Below are 19,639 nucleotides of genomic sequence, written 5' to 3' on the forward strand. Positions count from 1 at the left end.
ATCATGATTAGCGGCGTGTTGTATGCCCTGCTGGCGGGGTTAATGTGGGGGCTGATTTTCGTCGGCCCGTTGCTGGTGCCGGAATATCCGGCGGTGCTGCAGTCGATGGGGCGCTATCTGGCGTTGGGACTTATCGCCCTGCCGCTGGCGTGGCTCGGCCGCGCGCGTCTACGCCAGCTGAAGGGTAAGGACTGGTGGACCGCGCTGGCGCTGACCATGATGGGGAACCTGATCTATTACTTCTGTCTAGCCAGCGCCATTCAGCGCACCGGCGCGCCGGTATCGACGATGATTATCGGCACCCTGCCGGTGGTACTGCCGGTGTGCGCCAACCTGCTTTATAGCCAGCGCGATGGCAAGCTGCCGTGGCGGCGGCTATTTCCGGCGCTAATCTGTATTGCGCTGGGGCTGGTATGCGTCAACGTAGCGGAGCTGCAGCACGGGCTTCCTGATTTCAGCCCGTGGCGCTATGGTTCGGGCATTCTTCTCGCGCTGATCTCCGTCGTCTGCTGGGCGTGGTATGCCCTGCGCAACGCTCGTTGGCTGCGTGAAAACCCGGATAAGCCGCCAATGATGTGGGCTACCGCGCAGGCGTTGGTCACCCTTCCGGTCTCGCTGGTCGGTTATATCGCCGCCTGTGGGTGGCTGCAGAACCAGCATATCGACTTCCCGCTCCCCTTCGGCCCGCGCCCGGCGGTGTTCATCGTCCTGATGCTGGCGATCGCCGTACTCTGTTCGTGGGTCGGCGCACTGTGCTGGAATATTGCCAGCCAGCGCCTGCCGACGGTGATCCTCGGGCCGCTGATCGTCTTCGAGACGCTGGCCGGTCTGCTGTACACCTTCCTGCTCCGCCAGAGCCTGCCGCCGCTGCTGACGCTCAGCGGGATCCTGCTGCTGGTGCTCGGCGTGGTGTCGGCGGTTCGCGCCCGCCCGGAGAAACCGGTCCTGCAGGAACTGCGCGTTGAGCCAAAAAAATAGCCTGGTATCCCAAAGGGGTATTCCCATCGATATAAGATGCATTTAATATGCATCTTATATTTTTGATGACGAGGTAATTGCTATGGCTTTCCGTGACCAACCTTTGGGCGAGCTGGCGCTGAGCATCCCGCGCGCCTCCGCGCTGTTCCGTCAATACGATATGGATTACTGCTGCGGCGGCAAACAAACCCTGGAGCGCGCGGCGACGCGCAAAGCGCTGGATGTTGCGGTGATTGAAGCCGAGCTGGCGAAACTGGCCGAGCAGCCGGTCGAGCGCGACTGGCGCGCCGCGCCGTTCGCCGACATCATCGACCACATCATCGTTCGCTATCATGATCGCCACCGCGAACAGCTGCCGGAACTGATCTTGCAGGCAACCAAGGTTGAACGCGTCCACGCCGATAAACAGAACGTGCCAAAAGGGCTAACCAAATATCTGACCATGCTGCACCAGGAACTCTCCAGCCACATGATGAAAGAGGAGCAGATCCTGTTCCCGATGATCAAGCAGGGCATGGGCGCTCAGGCCGGTGGTCCTATCAGCGTAATGGAAAGCGAGCATGACGAAGCGGGCGAACTGCTGGAAGTGATCAAGCACATCACCCATAACGTGACGCCGCCGCCGGAAGCCTGCACTACCTGGAAAGCGATGTACAACGGCATTAACGAGATGATTGACGACCTGATGGAGCACATCAGTCTGGAAAATAACGTGCTGTTCCCGCGTGCCCTCGCCGGAAAATCATAAAAAAAGGCGCCCGCAGGCGCCCTCTCGACATTGTCAGTTTATTGGCCACTCCGGGTGGCCTTTTTTATTTCGCCAGACGTTTTTTACCGGCAAACAGCCAGCCCGCGCCCAGCAGAACAAACCACAACGGGGTAACCATCAGCGCTTCGCGGGTATCATCTTCCAGCGTCAACAGCACCAGTACGAAGACGAAGAAGGCCATGCACACCCAGCACATCACTTTACCCAGCGGCATCTTATAGATGGACTTCTCGTGCAGCTGCGGACGCTTTTTACGATAGACCAGATAAGAGCAGAGGATAATAGTCCAGACGAACATGAACAGAATCGCCGACACCGTGGTGATCATGGTGAACGCGGCAATCACGCTCGGGTTGACCATCAGCATTACCACGCCGCCCAGCAGACACATGCAGGAGAAGGTTAAGCCCTTCGCCGGCACCGCGCGCTTCGACAGCTTGGCGAACATTTTCGGCGCCTGACCTTCCTGCGCCAGACCGAATAGCATACGGCTAGTGGAGAACACTCCGCTGTTAGCGGAAGAGGCGGCGGAAGTCAGTACCACGAAGTTGATCAGGCTGGCGGCAGCCGGCAGACCAACCAGAACAAACAGTTCAACGAACGGACTCTTGCTCGGCACGACGGAGCTCCACGGCGTCACCGACATAATCACAATCAGCGCGAAGACGTAGAACATAATGATACGCAGCGGGATGGAGTTAATCGCCCGCGGCAGCGATTTTTCCGGATCCTTGGTTTCCGCCGCGGTGGTACCAACCAGCTCAATACCCACGAAGGCGAATACCGCTATCTGGAAGCCGGCAAAGAAACCGCTGAGGCCTTTCGGGAACCAGCCGCCGTCATTCCACAGATGCGCGAATGAGGCTTCGACGCCGGTCGGCGATTTAAAGTGCATCATCACCATCACCAGGCCGACCACAATCAGCGCCACAATGGCGACGATTTTGATCATCGCGAACCAGAACTCCATTTCGCCAAACATCTTCACGGTTGCGAGGTTCAGGCCCAGCAGCAGCAGGATAACCGCTAACGAAGCGACCCAGTCAGAAAGTCCGGGGAACCAGAACTGCGCGTAGGCGGTGATGGCGACAACGTCCGCCATCCCGGTGACCACCCAGCAGAACCAGTAGGTCCAGCCGGTAAAATACCCCGCCCACGGCCCTAACAGGTCGGAGGCGAAGTCACTGAATGATTTATATTCGAGGTTCGACAGCAGTAATTCGCCCATGGCGCGCATGACGAAGAACAGCATAAAACCGATGATCATATAAACAAAAATAATGGATGGCCCGGCGAGACTGATGGTCTTGCCTGACCCCATAAACAGCCCGGTGCCGATCGCCCCGCCGATAGCAATAAGCTGAATATGCCGGTTAGTGAGATTTCGCCGTAGCGATTGTTCAGTCGTCTCCTGCTCGTCGGCAACGACTTTGACCTGATCTACCATGTGATTTTCTTCCTGTTGTACCTGTCTGTGTTGTTCAGGCTCTGTTGGCCTGTCATTTGTCGCAACCCTGGCAAGAGGGTTTATCGATATTAGGTAAGAATCGGAGGGATGAATACTATGATTTAGATATAATGTTAATTTTATGTTTAAAGTGAGTGTTATATCACCAATGTAACGCGAAACAGCTCACAAAAATACACTCAACAAACTTATATGCAATATAAAATTCCAATAAATTTATAACTTAAGGATTTTGCACTATTTTTATTGGCTTCCTCCCCTCTGCGGGAGAGGAAGCCCCTGGTGCTTAAATAATGTCCAGCAGCTCAACTTCAAAGATAAGAGTGCTGAATGGCGGGATAGAAGCGCCCGCGCCGCGCTCGCCGTAAGCCAGGTTGTGCGGAATGGTCAGTTCCCATTTGGAACCTACCGGCATCAGGGTCAGCGCTTCGATCCAGCCACCGATCACGCCGGTCACCGGGAATTCAGCCGGTTCGCCGCGGGCTACGGAGCTATCGAACACGGTACCGTCGATAAGCTTACCGGTGTAGTGAACGCGTACGCGGTCGGTGCGCGCCGGGATCGGGCCTTCGCCCTGCGTCAGTACGCGGAACTGCAGACCGGATTCAGTGCTGTTCACGCCTTCTTTTTCACGGTTTTCATCGAGGTATTTCTGGCCATCGGCGGCCATCGCCTGGAAGCGCTCGCGACGCACGGCGTCAGCGCGTTCATGGATTTCACGCAGCGCGCGGTGTACGGCTTCAACCGGCACCTGCGGCTGATTGCCTTCCAGCGCATCGGCAATGCCGGCAACCAGCGCTTCCGGCAGCAGCCCCTGCAGGCCGGATTCGCTCAGTTGTTGTCCAACCTGCAAGCCGATACCGTAACTTGCCTGCGCTTCGATAGTGTCAAAAGTCGGGGTTGCCATCTTTGTTCCTTTTTTGGGTGATAAACATCTTGAGAAAAGCGTTCGAAAGCATAACAGCCATAGAGGAATGGGTAAAACTTTGTTGGCGGATGATGACAAATCTCAGCGAAACAGAAACAATAGGCGATATCAGGTTAACCTCTACCTTCAGGACGTTAGCCGTCTATACTCATAAGCAGGATAAAAATATGCGGAGCAGGAGGAAAGCCATGCCCGGGCGCTTTGAACTGACATCTACCCTGGCGAAGATCTGGCACGCCCCGGATCAACTTCGTCTCATGGATCCGCTACCGCCCATGCATCGCCGCGGCATCATCGCCGGCTTCCTGCTGGTGATTATTGGTTTCCTGCTCCCCTCCGGCGATAACAGCACGCCGACCCAGGCAAGCCGTGAAGCCAGTCTCGATTTGCAGTCCCAGTCTCAGCCGCAAGGTTCGGGGAATCAGGCCGTGCCGCTTCCGCCAATCACCAATACGCCGACGGTCAGCGATGCCGATCAGGTTGCGCCTGTGGCGCCTGAAGCCATTCAGGATGAACAGCCTGACCAGCCGCAAACGTCTTCCTCTTCTCAGCCGTATCAACAACCGGCGCAGCAGCAGTCTGCGCCGGGTATTGAACAGCAGTGGCGCACCTACCGGATTGAATCGGGCAAAACGCTGGCGCAACTGTTCCGCGACCACGGTCTGCCAGCCACTGACGTCTACGCCATGGCGCAGGTCGAAGGCGCCGGCAAACCATTAAGCACCTTGCAGAGTGGACAGACGGTGCAAATTCGCCAGAACGCCAACGGCGTCGTCACCGGCCTCACTATTGATACCGGCAACGGCCAGCAGGTGCTGTTCACCCGCCAGTCGAACGGCAGCTTCGTGCGTGCGCGATAAACGCTTCGCTTAGGCCGGGTTGTACGCCCGGCCTAACGCGCCTGGCTTTTGTTCACCCAGCGGATCCCTACACACACCAGGACCAGCGCGATCGCGTACTTCCACTCAAAGATATTCTCGCCAAGAAAGATCGCCGACAGCACCGTCCCGGCCACCGGGATAACAAAGTTAAACGGCGCAATCATACTGACGCGATTGTGCTTGAGCAGCACGCTCCATAGCGCAAAAGCTATCGACGACAGCAAAGTTAAATAGCCAAGGATCATCGCTGCGGTCAGGCTGTGCATCCGTAGTTCCCCGCCGGTCAGATACCCGCCCGCCACCAGCACCAGACCGCCGAAGGCCAGTTGCCAGCCGGTCATCACCGTTGGGTCGACGGTTTGCGAGATGCGTTTGCCGTAGAGCGTCGCCGCCGAGAGAATGAACGCCGCCAGCACGACAAAGCCATCGCCCTGCCAGACAAAATTAAAATCGCCCAATGAGGCGTTGAAGTTCACCAACATCACGCCGACGAAGCCAAGCACGCAGCCGATAGTTTTGTTGTAGCTAAGCCGGTCATTCTGGTAGATAAAATGCGCCAGCAGAACGCTGAAGAACGTCCCGGTGGCATTCATAATCGATCCCTTCACTCCGGTGGTGAACGCCAGGCCGACGTAGAAGAAGGCGTACTGGATAGCGGTCTGCGTTAGCCCCAGCATCGCCAGCTGCCCGCACTGGCGGCCATTGAGCCGGGCGATGGGTTTGCGCTGCGCCAGCGCAAACAGCAGCAACAATAAGCCCGCAAACAGAAAGCGATATCCGGCAAAAACAATTTTTGAGGGAACATCATCGGTGGCGATGTGCAGAAGCTCATAGCCGTTTTTTATCGCGGGATAAGAACTGCCCCACAGCAGACAGCATAGCGTCGCGCAGACATAAGCTACTTTTTTATTGGCAAAAATCGAAGGGGTTGGAGAGGAAGCGTCCATTAACTTTACCGGAAATAAAATCGTGTTTTATTTTATTATCCAGAAAGCGGCGAGAATAGCTACCATACCAGATAAAAATCAGGCAGGCGCTAAAAAGCAAAACGCCGGCACAAGGCCGGCGCATCGACGTGAGTTGAGTAAAAAATTACTCAGCTACAACGTTAACAACCAGTTTAGCGAAGACTTCGCTGTGAACCTGGAAGTCTACTTCGTGCTCACCGGTGGTGCGCAGAACGCCGTTCGGCAGGCGAACTTCGCTCTTCGCAACGGCAACGCCAGCTGCAGAAACAGCGTCAGCGATGTCGCGAGTACCGATGGAACCGAACAGTTTACCTTCGTCGCCAGATTTGGACGCGATGGTAACGGTGCCCAGTGCGTTGATTGCTTCAGCACGTGCGTTAGCAGCGGCCAGAACGTCAGCCAGTTTGGCTTCCAGTTCAGCGCGGCGCGCTTCGAAGAACTCAACGTTTTTCTTGGTAGCTGGAACAGCTTTACCCTGTGGTACCAGGAAGTTACGAGCATAGCCCGCTTTAACGTTTACCTGATCACCCAGGCTACCCAGGTTTGCTACTTTATCAAGCAGAATAACTTGCATTACCTTATCCTCTCAAAGTCGTATTAATGGACCGTGACCGATTACTGATGACGATCAGTGTACGGCAGCAGGGACAGGTAGCGTGCGCGTTTGATAGCGCGAGCCAGCTGACGCTGATATTTTGCACGGGTACCGGTGATACGGCTTGGGACAATCTTACCGCTTTCGGTGATGTAGTTTTTCAGCGTAGCGATATCTTTATAGTCGATCTCTTGAACGCCTTCCGCGGTGAAACGGCAGAACTTGCGACGACGGAAATAACGTGCCATATGGCTAGTCTCCAGAATCTATCAATTCAATCTGCTCGGCATGCAGAACCATTTTACTCAAGCCGTTCTTTGCCTTATGGCAACTAATGAACCCTTGAACGGTGACTGCGCTACCGACCGTTATACTGTGAGTAATGGCCTGGTTCTCGTGTCCGCTAATAATAACGGGCATTTGGCACCACGCCTGCCGGTGAAAACCGGCTTCCTCCTGCACAGAACGATGCTCAAGCACGAACTGGCAATGAGGAATTCCTGACGGGCTGACCTTTCGAAGGGGCATCCTGCACACGGTGCCGGACAACACCAGACGGTTGGTCATCAGGATTACTCTTCAGAATCCCCAGCTTCAGAATCATCTGCGGTTTCGTTAGCGAAATCTTCACGACGCTCACGGCGCTCGTCTTTCGCTTTAACCATCGGAGATGCTTCGGTAACAGCGTGCTTAGTACGCATTACCATGCTGCGGATAACGGCGTCGTTGAAGCGGAAGTTAGTTTCCAGCTCATCGATCGCTTCCTGCGGCGCTTCAACGTTCAGCAGAACGTAGTGAGCTTTGTGCAGTTTGTTGATCGGATAAGCCAGCTGACGGCGGCCCCAGTCTTCCAGACGGTGGATCGTACCTTCTGCTGCAGTGATTGCACCAGTGTAACGTTCGATCATGCCCGGAACCTGTTCGCTCTGGTCAGGATGGACCATAAAAACGATTTCGTAATGACGCATCGAATTGCTCCTTACGGATTATTCAGCCTCCTGTCTGGGTCAGCCGCGGCCCATGGAGGCAAGGAACGTGTTAAAGGGCGGCTGAAAAATTGACGCGTCATTCTAATTGCGCCCCCCCAGGAACACAAGCGCATTTGCACAAATAATTCGCACTAAGCGCCAAGCTGGGCTAAGTGGGTGATTTAAAATTAACCAATAAGGAACGCGGCATTTTTTTGAACAACTGCATCAGAAAAGGTCGCTATCAGGCGGCACGCCAGCGATTACAATTTAATCAATAGCCAGACACCAGCAAGAGGAGTCCAGCGTTTTACCCGTACTGTCAGTAAGGAGCGTTCTATGAAAAGCATTATCATCGCCGTAATGGCTGCGCTACTCCTTAGCGCCAACGCGCTGGCAGCCATCAAAATCGATGGGCGTCAGGCTCGCAACATGGACGATGTGCAGAGTCTGGGCGTAATTTATATCAATCATAATATGGCTAGCGAACAAGAGGCCGAACAGGCCCTGAACCAGGAAAGCGATGCCCTGGGAGCGAAGTACTTCCAGCCAATCCTGATTCACGAACCGCAGAGCAATGGCCTTATTCATGCCAGCGCCGCTATTTACCGCTAGCCCAGGTCGATGCTTCGCCTCTCCTCACGAGGGGCGAAGCGAATAACCGATGTAAACGCAATTGAGAATTATTTTCCCAACTGACTCACCAGCGTCATCGCAACCTGATTTAATCATCAATTCACCGTTTGATAATCAGGAGTGATTGATGGTCCCGCGTTTCGCGACCTTAGGTCGTATCCCGAAAGGAGTTTGGGTGCTCGGCGGCGTCAGCCTGCTAATGGATGTCTCGTCAGAGATGATCCACAGCCTGCTCCCGTTGTTTATGGCCACTACGCTCGGCGCCAGCGTCATTATTATCGGTCTTATCGAAGGGCTGGCCGAAGCCACCGCCTTAATCCTCAAAGTCTTCTCCGGCGTCATTAGCGACTACGTGGGCAAACGCAAAGGGCTGGCGCTGCTTGGCTACGGGCTGGGGGCGCTGAGTAAACCGCTGTTTGCCCTCGCGCCGAGCGCCGGGGTGGTATTTAGCGCCCGCATGATCGACCGCGTCGGAAAAGGTATCCGCGGTGCGCCGCGCGATGCGCTGGTCGCCGACGTAACGCCGCCGGAGATCCGTGGCGCGGCCTACGGGCTACGCCAGGCGCTGGATACCGTCGGCGCCTTCCTCGGCCCGCTGCTGGCGGTGCTGCTGATGTTTATATGGCATAACGATTTTCACGCTATCTTCTGGGTGGCGGTCATTCCCGCCGTACTATCCATTGCTCTACTGGGCTTTGGTCTGCAGGAGCCGAAATCCGCCATCGCACACAAACGTAGCAATCCGCTGAAGCGCGAAAACCTGAAAAAGCTCTCCGCCGCCTACTGGTGGGTGGTGGCGATTGGCAGCATTTTCACCCTCGCCCGCTTCAGCGAAGCCTTTTTGGTACTGCGCGCCCAGCAGATGGAGATCCCGCTGTTTACTATTCCGCTGGTGATGGTCGCGATGAACCTGGTCTACAGCCTCACGGCTTACCCGTTCGGTAAGCTCTCTGACAGGATGAGCCACAGCAAACTGCTGCAATGGGGGCTGCTGGTGCTGATCCTCGCCGATATCGTGCTGGCGCTCAGCGGCCACTGGAGCACGCTGCTGATCGGCGTCGCGCTGTGGGGGATTCATATGGGGATGACGCAGGGGCTACTGGCGGCGATGGTTGCGCATACCGCGCCGCCGGAACTACGCGGTACGGCATTCGGCATGTTTAACCTGATGAGCGGCCTGGCGCTGCTGCTGGCCAGTACCGGCGCAGGAGTACTGTGGGAAACCTTCGGCGCCGCATCGACGTTTTACGCCGGCGCGATGATTTGCGTGGTCACGCTCATCGGCATGCGCTGTATGCCATCGGCCTATCGTCAGGGTTAAAAACGGCTCCGGGGCCAGACCAGTTACTTCACCCTGAGGTGAAAGCCCCGGAGCGCGTAGCTTACTTCTGCCCGTAGTAGGCGTCAGGCCCGTGTTTACGCAGAAAATGTTTCTCCATTAGCCAACTGTCGATGGGCTGTAGCTGCGGATTAATGCCGCGGGCGATCCACGCCATTCGCGCCACTTCTTCCATCACCACCGCATTGTGCACCGCCTCATGGGCATCTTTCCCCCAGGAGAACGGCCCATGCTGATAGACCACAATCCCTGGCGTATGTAACGGGTTGGCCTCGCCCAGCGTTTCGATAATCACCTTTCCGGTGTTCAGCTCATAGGCCTCTTCCACCTCCTGTGCGCTGAGCGCCCGGGTACAGGGGATATCGCCGAAGAAGTAGTCCGCGTGGGTGGTGCCGAGCGCCGGGATTGCCAGCCCCGCCTGCGCCCAGGCGGTAGCGTGCGTCGAGTGGGTATGCACCACCCCGCCGAGGCCGGAATAGCGACGATAGAGCGCAAGATGGGTCGCGGTATCGGAAGAGGGACGCCAGCGCCCTTCCACCACGTTGCCCTGCAAATCGACCACCACCATATCATCGACGGTCATTGACTCGTAGGCTACGCCGCTGGGCTTGATCACCACCAGCCCACGCTGCCGGTCGATTGCGCTGACGTTGCCCCAGGTAAAGGTCACCAGCCCGTAGCGCGGCAGATCCATATTAGCTGCAAATACCTGCTGTTTAAGTTGCTGCATTATGCCGCCTCCGTCAGGCCCGCGCGCGCCATCCGCGCTTTCACCCAGTCGCGAGCCTTTGCGACTTCCGCCGCCGGGTCATCGGTGGTTTCACTCCACATCTCAATCAGATACGGGCCGCAGTAGCCCGTCTGCTTGAGCGTTTCGAAGCAACGTTCAAAATCGACGACGCCTTCACCGAACGGTACGTTTTTAAAGACGCCGGGCTTCGTATCTTTGACGTGCACCGCCACGATATGCCCCATACCGGCCTGCAGCTCCATCTGTACGTCGTTATCCCACGCCGACAAATTGCCAATGTCCGGATAAAGCTGAAACCATGGATTATTCAGGTAGTGGGCATAACCCAGCGCCTTGCTGATCGAGTTCATCAGCGGATAGTCCATGATCTCCATCGCCAGCGTCACCTGGGCCCGGCTGGCCATCTCGACGCTCTCTTTCAGGCCCTCGCGAAAACGGCGGCGCGTTTCATCGTTCGCCTGCTGATAATAAACGTCGTAGCCCGCCAGCTGGATCACCCGAATCCCCACATCCTGCGCCAGCTGGATGGCTTTACGCATAATTTCCAGCCCCTGATTACGCACCGCGTCATCTTCGCTGCCGAGCGGAAAACGACGATGGGCGCTGAGGCACATCGATGGCACCCGGACGCCGGTTTCGGCTACCGCCTTGACCAGCGCCAGGCGCTGCTCCTGGCTCCAGTCCAGCCGCGCAAGGCGGGCATCGGTTTCATCAAGCGACATTTCAACAAAATCAAAACCCAGCGTTTTCGCCAGCTGTAACCGCTCCAGCCAGCACTCCCCGGCGGGGAGCGCTTTTTCATAGATACCGAGCGGAATGTGTTTCGACAACATAGCCGCTCCTTATCCCCACAGCTGGGCGATAGAGCGTTTAAACTGGCGAGCCGCTTCCACCGGCGAGGCGGCATCGCGGATGCTGCGACCGGCAATAAAGACGTGAATAGGAATACCGGCGAACAGCGGCAGGTCTTCCAGCGCCAATCCGCCGGTCACGGTGACTTTGAAGCCCATATCGGAAAGACGCTTAATCGCACTGATATCCGCCTCGCTCCACGCCACGCCCGCGGCCTGCGCGTCGCGGCTGCGGTGATAGACCACCTGCTGAATGCCCGCATCGCGCCACGCCTGCGCCTGCTCCCAGGTCCAGAAGCCGGTCAGCTCAATTTGCACGTCGCCGTTGAACTCTTTGGCGACATCCAGCGCACCCTTGGCGGTGTTGATATCGGCGCAGCAGATCACGGTCACCCAGTCGGCGTTAGCTTCAAAGCACATCCGCGACAGGATTTTTCCGGCATCGGCGATTTTGGCATCCGCCAGTACGATTTTATGCGGGTACAGCGCTTTCAGATCGCGCACCGCGCGCACCCCTTCGCCGACGCAGAGAATCGTGCCCACTTCAATGATATCCACCTCTTCGGCGATCAGGCGGGTGGTCTCATAGGCGTGAGACAGGGTTTGGTTATCCAGCGCAACCTGCAACATTGGTAACTGAGACATCGTATCAACTCCCTCTTAAACAGCCGCCGCAGTGGCGTTTTCAATTAAATCCAGCACTTCCTGCTCGGTGCGGCAGGCGCGTAAACGGTCGAAATTGGCTTCATCATCAAACAGGTTAACGATCTGCATGATGCCCACCTCCTGGTGGGTGGTGGCGTCAACTGCCGCCATGGTGATCAGAATGTCGACCGGGTCGTTATCTTCGTGATTGAAAATCAGCGGTTTTTTTAGCGTCACCAGCGCAAAGCCGGTTTTCTTAACGCCCTCTTCCGGACGCCCATGAGGCATCGCCAGGCCCGGCGCGATAACAAAATAGGGACCATGCTGCGCGACGCCATCGAGGATCGCCTGGTAGTAACGCGGTTCCACTACGTCGGCGGCCACCAGCAGATCGACGCCGATTTTCACCGCCTCCTGCCAGCTTTCCGCCTCCGCCTGCAGGCGTATGGAGTGGTTCTGCGCCAGAGAATCATGAAGTTTCATGGCGGCTCCTTATTTCACATCCTGCGGGAAGTGGGCTTTGATCACTTCAAGCAGTTTTGGGCCGAAATCCGCAGGGGACAGCATATTGCGCACGCCAACCACGTATTTATTGCCAGTGACGGTGATTTCGCCGGCGATGTGGGTCGAGGCAATAATGATATCCGCGCCGTTTAGCTCGCTTTTATATTCACCTACCGCGCAGCTGTTCACCGTGTGGTCGATGTTTGATTGCGTCAGGAACTGGTCCACCTTCATTTTCATGATCATGGAACTACCTTGCCCGTTGCCACACACAGCCAGAATACGTACGGTCATAATCAGAACTCCTTATTGAGCAGAGGCTTCTGCCAGTTGTTTTTCCGCGTCTTCCTCGGCGCGCAGCGCGCGGCCGGCGAAGAACATATAAGCCAGTGAAATCAGAATAATGACGGCCATAAACGCCAGCCCTATCGAGGCGAAACCCTGCATCATCGGCGGCGCCAGGATTGACCAATCCGCCATGCCCATCCAGGCGCTCATTCCGGTCAACTTCACCGCCCACACGCAGCCGAAGATTTCAATCATGCCCATCACCAGACAGATCTTGAGCGCCGCGCGCCAGCCGCCGAAGTGATTAGCAAAGACGCCAATCGTCGCGTTAGAGAAGAACATTGGGATAAAGCCCGGGATGATCAGAATGGAGGAGCCAACGCCGACGAGAATACCAACGGCAATCAGTTGGCCGATGGTGCCCCACATAAAGCCCCAGACCACGGCATTCGGCGCGAAGCTATAGATAGCGGCGCAGTCGATCGCCAGCACGGCGCCGGGGATCAGGCGCTGTGAGATACCGTTGAAGGCTTCGGACAGCTCGGCGACGAACATACGCACGCCCTGGGTAATGATGAAAATGGCCACGGCGAAGGAGAAACCGGTCTGCAGGATATAGACCGTCCAGTGGGTTTTGCCCGCCATCGCCTGTACAACATCGATGCCAAAGGAGAGCAGAATGGCGCCAAAGAAAATGGTCATCACAATCGCGGTAGAGACGATGTTGTCGTGGAAAATATTGAGCCAGCCCGGCAGCTTGAGGTCTTCGACGCTCTCCTCTTTTTTCCCCAGATACGGCGCCACTTTATAGGCAATCCACGAGGCAAACTGCTGTTGGTGACCGATAGAGAAGCCGCAGCCGTCGGTAACCAGTTGAGTCGGCTTAAACATCATGTTGGAGGTGATACCCCAGTACAGGGAGACCAGCACCGCGGTGCAGATAATGGTCGTCCACATGGAGTAGCCGAAGATGAAGAAAGAGACCGCAATCAGCCCCGCCTGCTGAAACATAATATGGCCAGTCAGCATGATAGTGCGGATGCCGGTAATGCGGCGCAGCAGGACGTAACAGATATTTAGCGCCAGGGCCAACAGCACCGCATACCCCACCCAGCTATAGGCCTCGCCCATCCGGTCGATGGTCGCCATCATTGAGGCGTAGGTATCGGAAATCGCGCCATTGATGCCATAAACCTCTGACATTTTCGCCACCACCGGCTTAAAGGTGCTGGTAAGAATGCCGGAGCCGGCTTGTAACAGCATGAAACCAATGATGGTTTTGATCGTGCCTTTGATAATCACGCTGACGCTTTTACGCAACAAGATATAGCCAAGGCAGGTCACGATACCCAGCAGCAGCGGGGCATTAGTCATTACCTGATTAAAGAAGACGGTAAAGATGTTGTAGAGGATCTCCATAACACACTCCAGAAGAGGAAGGCTTTGAACGCGCATGACGCTCAGCAGTTGTCGTCGCCCTCACTCTAATAATCAAAAACAATCACAACAAGATTGAATTTGATTAAATGTGACGCATCACGCAAATAATCATATTTTTTGTGCGTGTATTTTCCATTACGTCACGACATAACCAAACAAACCACTAATATCAACAATATACATACATGCTTGATATTAAATTCAGGGTTTATCAGCGCGTTAGCGCAACGCTCTCACCGCTTTTTCTTGAAAATAGCCGATTGCATTCCTGAAAAAACAGTGCCAGTATCAATCAAAACAAATCACCAATTGATTACTTTTGAAATAAAAGAGGAAGAGATCGATGAGTAAAGTGCAAACCATCACCCGTGAATCCTGGATTTTGAGCACTTTCCCGGAATGGGGTAGCTGGCTGAATGAAGAGATCGAACAAGAGCAGGTTGCGCCGGGCACCTTTGCCATGTGGTGGCTGGGATGCACCGGCATTTGGCTAAAATCGGAAGGCGGCGCTAATATTTGCGTCGATTTTTGGTGCGGTACCGGTAAGCAGAGCCACGGTAATCCGCTGATGAAAACCGGCCACCAGATGCAGCGCATGGCCGGGGTGAAAAAACTACAGCCGAACCTGCGCACTACGCCATTCGTGCTCGATCCTTTCGCCATCCGCCAAATTGACGCCGTGCTGGCGACGCACGATCACAACGATCATATCGACGTTAACGTCGCCGCCGCGGTGATGCAAAACTGCGCCGCCGATGTGCCGTTTATCGGACCAAAAACCTGCGTTGATCTGTGGATTGGCTGGGGCGTGCCGGCAGAACGCTGCATCGTCATGAAGCCGGGCGATGTGGTGAAGATCAAAGACATTGAGATCCACGCGCTCGACGCATTCGATCGTACTGCGCTCATTACCCTGCCAGCCGATCAAAAAGCCGCCGGCGTGCTGCCGGACGGCATGGACCAGCGCGCGGTCAACTATCTGTTCAAAACGCCGGGCGGCAACCTGTACCACAGCGGCGACTCACACTATTCCAACTACTATGCAAAGCACGGTAACGAGCATCAGATTGACGTCGCCCTCGGTTCCTATGGGGAAAACCCGCGCGGTATCACCGACAAAATGACCAGCGCCGATATCCTGCGCATGGCGGAATCGCTAAATGCCAAAGTGGTCATTCCGTTCCACCATGATATCTGGTCCAACTTCCAGGCCGACCCACAGGAGATCCGCGTACTGTGGGAGATGAAAAAGGATCGTCTGAAATACGGCTTCAAGCCGTTTATCTGGCAGGTCGGCGGTAAATTTACCTGGCCGCTGGATAAAGACAATTTCGAATACCACTACCCACGCGGATTCGATGACTGCTTTACCATTGAGCCAGACCTGCCGTTCAAATCCTTTTTGTAATCCTATTCCGGCGGGCGCGCCCGCCGGAATTCCCTTTCCACATTAGTATTTAGCGTTAATTTCAAATATCATCTTTGCTTGTCACTTTTAATCGGATTCGCTCATGACTGAAGCGCAAAGACATCAAATTTTACTGGATTTGCTGGCGCAAACGGGATTTGTCACCGTTGAACAGGTAATCTCCCGCCTCGGCATCTCTCCGGCGACGGCAAGACGCGATATCAATAAGCTGGATGAAAACGGCAAACTGAAAAAGGTCCGTAATGGCGCGGAAGCCATCAGCGAACAGCGCCCACGTTGGTCGCCAATGAACATTCATCAGGCGCAAAACCACGATGAGAAAGTGCGGATTGCCCGCGCCGCCTCGCAGCTGGTTTCTCCGGGCGAAAGCATCGTTATCAACTGCGGCTCCACCGCCTTCCTGCTTGGCCGTGAATTATGCGGCAAACCGGTGCAGATCATTACCAACTACCTGCCGCTGGCCAACTATCTGATTGACCAGGAGCATGACAGCGTGATCATTATGGGGGGGCAATATAACCACAGCCACTTCATCACCCTCAGCCCGCAGGGTAGCGAAAACAGCCTGTATGCCGGGCACTGGATGTTCACCAGCGGCAAAGGGTTAACCGCCGAGGGATTGTATAAAACCGATATGTTGACCGCGATGGCCGAGCAGAAAATGCTTAACGTCGTTGGCAAACTGGCGGTACTGGTCGATAGCAGCAAAGTCGGCGAACGCGCCGGGATGCTGTTCAGCCAGGCCAGCCAAATCGACCTGGTTATCACCGGCAAGCAGGCCGATGAAACGATCCTCAAGCAGCTTGAGGATCAGGGCGTGCAGGTTATCCGCGTTTAAAGATGCTGCCGGAAAAAGGCGGTGGTCGCGTCCAGCGCTTCCGGGGTAATGCGGTGGCGTACGCCCTTTTGCCACTGGCAGGTCAGGTTAGTTGCCAGGCCGCTCTGCGTTAACGCCTGCTGCAGGCGAAATGTGTCGCCGGGCGGAACCACGTCGTCTGCGTCGCCGTGCCACAGCAGCAGCGGCTTGTCGGCTAGCGCCGCTAACTGATGAGTCACGTCCCACTCCGCCAGGCTTGCCGTATCGAATCCGGGCGACGGAAACAGCGTCTGCGCGAGGCTGCTGAAATAGCCTGAGCCCATCAGGCAGGCCACGCATTTTAGCTCCGGATGATGGGTCATGATACCGAGCGCAGTCATGCCGCCCATTGATGCGCCGGCCACCGCCAGCCGTTCATCTTCAAGCCATCCCTCTGCGATAATCGCGTCTCGCAGGGCGGGAAATTCAAGAAAATTCTGTCGCAGGATCGGCCAAAAACGCTGCATTCGCCCCTCCTCGTCGCCGCGAAAACGCGCGCCATGTTCGGCGGCATCCGGCATAATCACCCGGAACCCGGCTTCGGCCAGCGCGACGGCGAAGTAGCTGTAGACCAGCCTGGAAGAGGTAAAACCGTGATAGAAGACGATAACCGGCAGAGGCTTATCCGCCATCCCAGCCGGACAGGCATGGATCGCTTCACCGCCTGCCAGATTGCGCATTTCGAGTGTAATCAACTATCGTCTCCTTCTTTATAGTGGCACGGCGTCTCGCACCAAAACATTCGTCAAAGCTTTGCGTTGAGCACGATTTATAATGTTGAGAGCTCGGTTACGCTTTCATAACATTTTCATTCGAAAATCGCGCGATAGATAACAATTCGGGAACATTCCCCAGAAATGATGTTCAGGCTACCACTACACTATCACTATCAGGAAACGAGATATGGTCATGCGTAGGTTTACACCGTGGTTACTGGCTCTCGCCTTAAGCGGATGTAGCGTCCTGCAGGGTACGCCGGAGGCGCCGCCGCCGGCAAGCGATCATCCGCAGGAAATTCGTCGCAATCAGACTGAGGGCCTGCAAAAGATAGGTACCGTCAGCGTGCTGATGTACGGTTCGCCGATGGATGTCGAGACCGCGTTGAAAGCCAAAGCAGAAGCCGCAAAAGCGGATTACTACGTCATCGTTATGATCGATGACACCATGGTTCCCGGCCAGTGGTATTCGCAAGCGATTCTGTATCAAAAATAGCGGTGTGATGCGTTTTTAACCAGCTTTACACTGCTTTGCGTCCATTCACGTTCTCCTGCGCATAATAACGTTCGGCCAGCCTTTTTGGCAGAACGTTAGCAAACGGACTGCCCTCGGGATTACGTGAAATGGAGCTGACGATGAAACGATCACTGACCTTACCCAGCCTGTTGCTGACTACCGCGACGGCCAATACTTCCGCTCAGTCAGCCGAATTCGCCAGTGCGGATTGCGTCACTGGCCTGAACGAAATTGGTCTGATTTCCGTCAATAATATCTCCGGCAGTCAGCAGGATGTCGAGCATGCCATTGCCGTAAAAGCCGATGAGCAGGGCGCTTCCTGGTATCGTATCGTTCAGATGTATGAAGAGCCGCAGCCGGATAGCTGGCGAGTGCAGGCCATTCTCTACGCCTGAGACGGCTGTCGTCCGCGCCCCATCGCCCGTAGCAGCGCATCGTCCAGCAGTTGAGCGTCCAGGCGGATACCTCCTCGCGGATCCAGCATCATCCGGCACCACGCCTGGGCCAGCGGCGGCGATGCAAAGCGCAGCATCTGCGCCCCCGCCCCCAGGCAATACACCAGACGCGCTATTTCTCGTCCCTGCGCCTCAACCGGCCGCCGCAAGAGTTGCTGAAGCTGTCGCCACGCGCGGTCATAATGCCGGTTCTGCCCCTTGACCTCAGCACACTCCGCCGCCAGCATTTCTAACGCCGCCGGCTGCTTGCCAAGCACCCGCATTACGTCGAGGCACATAATATTGCCGGAACCTTCCCAGATACTATTCACCGGCATCTCACGGTATAAGCGCGGGAGTTCGCTCTCTTCGCAATAACCGATACCGCCCAGCACTTCCATCGCCTCGGCGACAAACGGTATACCGGCGCGACAGATAGCAAACTTGGCGGCCGGGGTAAATAAACGAGCCCATAGCACTTCATGCGCATCGTCGCGCCGATCCCAGGCGCGAGCCAGACGGAACAGAAAAGCGGTTTGTCCTTCAAGACGCAGCGCCATCTGGCCCAGCACCTGACGCATCATCGGCTGATCGGCCAGATTCTTGCCGAACGCCTGACGCTGCAGCGCATGGTACAGCGCCACCGAGTATGCGCGGCGCATCAGGGCATGGCTGCCGGCCGCGCAGTCGAAGCGGGTCAGCGCGCCCATCTTGAGAATTTGCCGCACGCCGTCGCCCTCTTCGCCTATCAGCCACCCGCAGGCGTCAAAGAATTCGGCTTCGCTACTGGCGTTAGAGCGGTTACCTAATTTATCTTTCAACCTCTCCAGGCGCACGCCATTGCGTTGGCCATCGGGTAAAAAGCGCGGCACAAAGAAGCAGGAGAGCCCGCCCGGCGTCTGGCCTAATACCAGATGCGCATCGCTCTGCGGCACCGAGAAGAACCATTTATGGCCCACCAGCCGATAGAATCCTTCCGCCGTTTTTTCCGCTCGGGTGGTATTGCTGAGCACATCCGAACCGCCCTGTTTTTCGGTCATTCCCATGCCAATCAGCAATCCACGTTTCTGATCGCCCGGTGCGAGATGCGGGTCATAGCGATCGCTGAGTAATGGCGGTAACCAATCGCTGAACACAGCAGGTAACGCGCGCTGCAGCAGCGGCGTTGCGGCGAAGGTCATGGTTATCGGGCATAACGTTCCCGCCTCCACCTGGGCATGCAGCATAAAGCGGGCGGTACGGGCAACAAATGAACCCGCGCGGGCGTCTTCCTGCCAGGCGAGATTATGCACCCGGTTGGCGCACAGTCCCTGCATCAGCAAATGCCAGGCGGGATGAAACCGCACGTCATCCAGCCGGGCGCCGGTGGCGTCATAGCGTAATAGTTCTGGCGGGTTGCTATTCGCCAGTCGCCCCAGCTCCAGCGATTCCGCCGTGCCCAACTGTTGGCCGATGCTGGCGAGCAGATCGCCATCCCAACCGGCGCCTTCACGCACTACCGCCTCACAAAGCGCGGTATCGGACAAAAACAGATTGCTGTTACACAGCGGCGTCGGTTGATTGAATACGGTATGCGTTTGCCAGTGCATGATGTCTCCCTCCGTCAATGGCTCTGACAGTAAGTATGGTCGCCCGCATAGACGGTCACAAAAAAACCGCTACGCCTTCGTGAAGCCCA

Annotated in this window: 24 protein-coding genes; 9 read left to right on the forward strand and 15 right to left on the reverse strand. The window is 56.1% G+C overall.

The features are described 5' to 3' along the window. The first annotated feature begins 3 nt into the window (after positions 1-3). On the forward strand, positions 4-978 hold the full coding sequence (locus ABLV78_RS22865; RefSeq protein WP_047046393.1) for a DMT family transporter: 975 nt from the start codon (positions 4-6) through the stop codon (positions 976-978). Between the two features lie 82 nt (positions 979-1,060). Next, positions 1,061-1,726, forward strand: a complete 666-nt coding sequence (ytfE, locus tag ABLV78_RS22870) for an iron-sulfur cluster repair protein YtfE (protein ID WP_047046266.1) — start codon at positions 1,061-1,063, stop codon at positions 1,724-1,726. 64 nt (positions 1,727-1,790) lie between these two features. On the opposite strand, the gene cycA is transcribed toward ytfE, so the two are convergent. After that, entirely contained in the window at positions 1,791-3,194 is a 1,404-nt protein-coding gene (gene cycA, locus ABLV78_RS22875) for a D-serine/D-alanine/glycine transporter (RefSeq protein ID WP_015368603.1), read from the reverse strand. 307 nt (positions 3,195-3,501) lie between these two features. Beyond that, entirely contained in the window at positions 3,502-4,122 is a 621-nt protein-coding gene (gene fklB, locus ABLV78_RS22880; RefSeq protein ID WP_002886687.1) for an FKBP-type peptidyl-prolyl cis-trans isomerase, read from the reverse strand. Positions 4,123-4,331: 209 nt separating this feature from the next. On the opposite strand from fklB, the gene ABLV78_RS22885 reads away from it, so the two are divergent. After that, positions 4,332-5,003, forward strand: a complete 672-nt coding sequence (locus ABLV78_RS22885) for a LysM-like peptidoglycan-binding domain-containing protein (RefSeq protein WP_047046269.1) — start codon at positions 4,332-4,334, stop codon at positions 5,001-5,003. A gap of 32 nt (positions 5,004-5,035) precedes the next feature. Here the strand turns inward: ABLV78_RS22885 and ABLV78_RS22890 are convergent, their stop codons facing one another. The 5 genes from ABLV78_RS22890 to rpsF all read right to left on the reverse strand — a co-directional run bounded on the left by ABLV78_RS22890 (position 5,036) and on the right by rpsF (position 7,555). Next, a complete protein-coding gene (locus ABLV78_RS22890; RefSeq protein WP_047046271.1) occupies positions 5,036-5,971 on the reverse strand; it encodes a DMT family transporter in 936 nt (311 codons plus the stop codon). Positions 5,972-6,116: 145 nt separating this feature from the next. Continuing rightward, positions 6,117-6,566, reverse strand: coding sequence for a 50S ribosomal protein L9 (gene rplI / locus ABLV78_RS22895; RefSeq protein WP_015368607.1), 450 nt, complete (start codon positions 6,564-6,566; stop codon positions 6,117-6,119). 41 nt (positions 6,567-6,607) lie between these two features. Continuing rightward, the gene (rpsR, locus tag ABLV78_RS22900; RefSeq protein ID WP_000135199.1) at positions 6,608-6,835 is read right to left on the reverse strand and encodes a 30S ribosomal protein S18; all 228 of its coding nucleotides are present in this window, start codon (positions 6,833-6,835) and stop codon (positions 6,608-6,610) included. Positions 6,836-6,839: 4 nt separating this feature from the next. After that, the gene (gene priB / locus ABLV78_RS22905; protein ID WP_015704181.1) at positions 6,840-7,154 is read right to left on the reverse strand and encodes a primosomal replication protein N; all 315 of its coding nucleotides are present in this window, start codon (positions 7,152-7,154) and stop codon (positions 6,840-6,842) included. 5 nt (positions 7,155-7,159) lie between these two features. Further along, a complete protein-coding gene (gene rpsF, locus ABLV78_RS22910) occupies positions 7,160-7,555 on the reverse strand; it encodes a 30S ribosomal protein S6 (protein WP_004098001.1) in 396 nt (131 codons plus the stop codon). Between the two features lie 339 nt (positions 7,556-7,894). Between rpsF and ABLV78_RS22915 the strand changes: the two genes are divergently transcribed. Together ABLV78_RS22915 and ABLV78_RS22920 are read left to right on the forward strand one after the other, a co-directional pair. After that, positions 7,895-8,170 (forward strand): YdgH/BhsA/McbA family protein, encoded by a 276-nt coding sequence (locus ABLV78_RS22915; RefSeq protein WP_045396896.1) that lies wholly within the window; start codon positions 7,895-7,897, stop codon positions 8,168-8,170. A gap of 148 nt (positions 8,171-8,318) precedes the next feature. Then, complete coding sequence (locus ABLV78_RS22920; RefSeq protein WP_047046274.1) at positions 8,319-9,512, forward strand: MFS transporter; 1,194 nt, start codon at positions 8,319-8,321, stop codon at positions 9,510-9,512. 61 nt (positions 9,513-9,573) lie between these two features. Here ABLV78_RS22920 and ABLV78_RS22925 read toward each other — a convergent pair whose 3' ends face one another. The 6 genes from ABLV78_RS22925 to ulaA are packed head-to-tail and all read right to left on the reverse strand — an operon-like array spanning position 9,574 to position 13,988. Next, entirely contained in the window at positions 9,574-10,260 is a 687-nt protein-coding gene (locus tag ABLV78_RS22925; RefSeq protein ID WP_015704178.1) for an L-ribulose-5-phosphate 4-epimerase, read from the reverse strand. Continuing rightward, positions 10,260-11,114, reverse strand: coding sequence for an L-ribulose-5-phosphate 3-epimerase (locus ABLV78_RS22930; protein WP_045396890.1), 855 nt, complete (start codon positions 11,112-11,114; stop codon positions 10,260-10,262). Before ABLV78_RS22930 ends, ABLV78_RS22925 begins: the two co-directional genes overlap by 1 nt. Positions 11,115-11,123: 9 nt before the next feature. Further along, positions 11,124-11,777 (reverse strand): 3-keto-L-gulonate-6-phosphate decarboxylase UlaD, encoded by a 654-nt coding sequence (gene ulaD / locus ABLV78_RS22935; protein WP_015368613.1) that lies wholly within the window; start codon positions 11,775-11,777, stop codon positions 11,124-11,126. A gap of 15 nt (positions 11,778-11,792) precedes the next feature. Beyond that, positions 11,793-12,260 (reverse strand): PTS ascorbate transporter subunit IIA, encoded by a 468-nt coding sequence (gene ulaC / locus ABLV78_RS22940; RefSeq protein ID WP_015368614.1) that lies wholly within the window; start codon positions 12,258-12,260, stop codon positions 11,793-11,795. 9 nt (positions 12,261-12,269) lie between these two features. Beyond that, positions 12,270-12,575, reverse strand: coding sequence for a PTS ascorbate transporter subunit IIB (gene ulaB, locus ABLV78_RS22945; protein ID WP_001577590.1), 306 nt, complete (start codon positions 12,573-12,575; stop codon positions 12,270-12,272). Between the two features lie 12 nt (positions 12,576-12,587). Continuing rightward, positions 12,588-13,988 (reverse strand): PTS ascorbate transporter subunit IIC, encoded by a 1,401-nt coding sequence (gene ulaA / locus ABLV78_RS22950; protein ID WP_015368616.1) that lies wholly within the window; start codon positions 13,986-13,988, stop codon positions 12,588-12,590. A gap of 364 nt (positions 13,989-14,352) precedes the next feature. On the opposite strand from ulaA, the gene ulaG reads away from it, so the two are divergent. Then, positions 14,353-15,417 carry an L-ascorbate 6-phosphate lactonase gene (gene ulaG, locus ABLV78_RS22955; RefSeq protein WP_045396887.1) on the forward strand — a complete coding sequence of 355 codons (1,065 nt, stop codon included), beginning with the start codon at positions 14,353-14,355 and terminating at the stop codon, positions 15,415-15,417. A 103-nt stretch (positions 15,418-15,520) separates the two neighbouring features. Next, on the forward strand, positions 15,521-16,276 hold the full coding sequence (gene ulaR, locus ABLV78_RS22960) for an HTH-type transcriptional regulator UlaR (RefSeq protein WP_015368619.1): 756 nt from the start codon (positions 15,521-15,523) through the stop codon (positions 16,274-16,276). Here the strand turns inward: ulaR and yjfP are convergent. Next, the gene (gene yjfP / locus ABLV78_RS22965) at positions 16,273-16,989 is read right to left on the reverse strand and encodes an esterase (RefSeq protein ID WP_047046276.1); all 717 of its coding nucleotides are present in this window, start codon (positions 16,987-16,989) and stop codon (positions 16,273-16,275) included. The genes ulaR and yjfP overlap by 4 nt on opposite strands. A gap of 208 nt (positions 16,990-17,197) precedes the next feature. Here yjfP and bsmA point away from each other — a divergent pair, with 208 nt between their 5' ends. Together bsmA and yjfN are read left to right on the forward strand one after the other, a co-directional pair. Beyond that, positions 17,198-17,506: a biofilm peroxide resistance protein BsmA gene (gene bsmA, locus ABLV78_RS22970; RefSeq protein WP_047046278.1), complete on the forward strand. Its 309-nt coding sequence runs from the start codon at positions 17,198-17,200 to the stop codon at positions 17,504-17,506. Between the two features lie 140 nt (positions 17,507-17,646). Continuing rightward, positions 17,647-17,922, forward strand: coding sequence for a DUF1471 family protease activator YjfN (gene yjfN, locus ABLV78_RS22975; protein ID WP_020079815.1), 276 nt, complete (start codon positions 17,647-17,649; stop codon positions 17,920-17,922). Here yjfN and ABLV78_RS22980 read toward each other — a convergent pair. Next, positions 17,913-19,550 (reverse strand): isovaleryl-CoA dehydrogenase, encoded by a 1,638-nt coding sequence (locus tag ABLV78_RS22980; RefSeq protein ID WP_045396883.1) that lies wholly within the window; start codon positions 19,548-19,550, stop codon positions 17,913-17,915. The genes yjfN and ABLV78_RS22980 overlap by 10 nt on opposite strands. Between the last annotated feature and the right edge of the window lie 89 nt (positions 19,551-19,639).

This window comes from Klebsiella sp. CN_Kp075, assembly GCF_040065055.2.
In the GTDB taxonomy this organism is placed as follows: domain Bacteria; phylum Pseudomonadota; class Gammaproteobacteria; order Enterobacterales; family Enterobacteriaceae; genus Klebsiella; species Klebsiella aerogenes.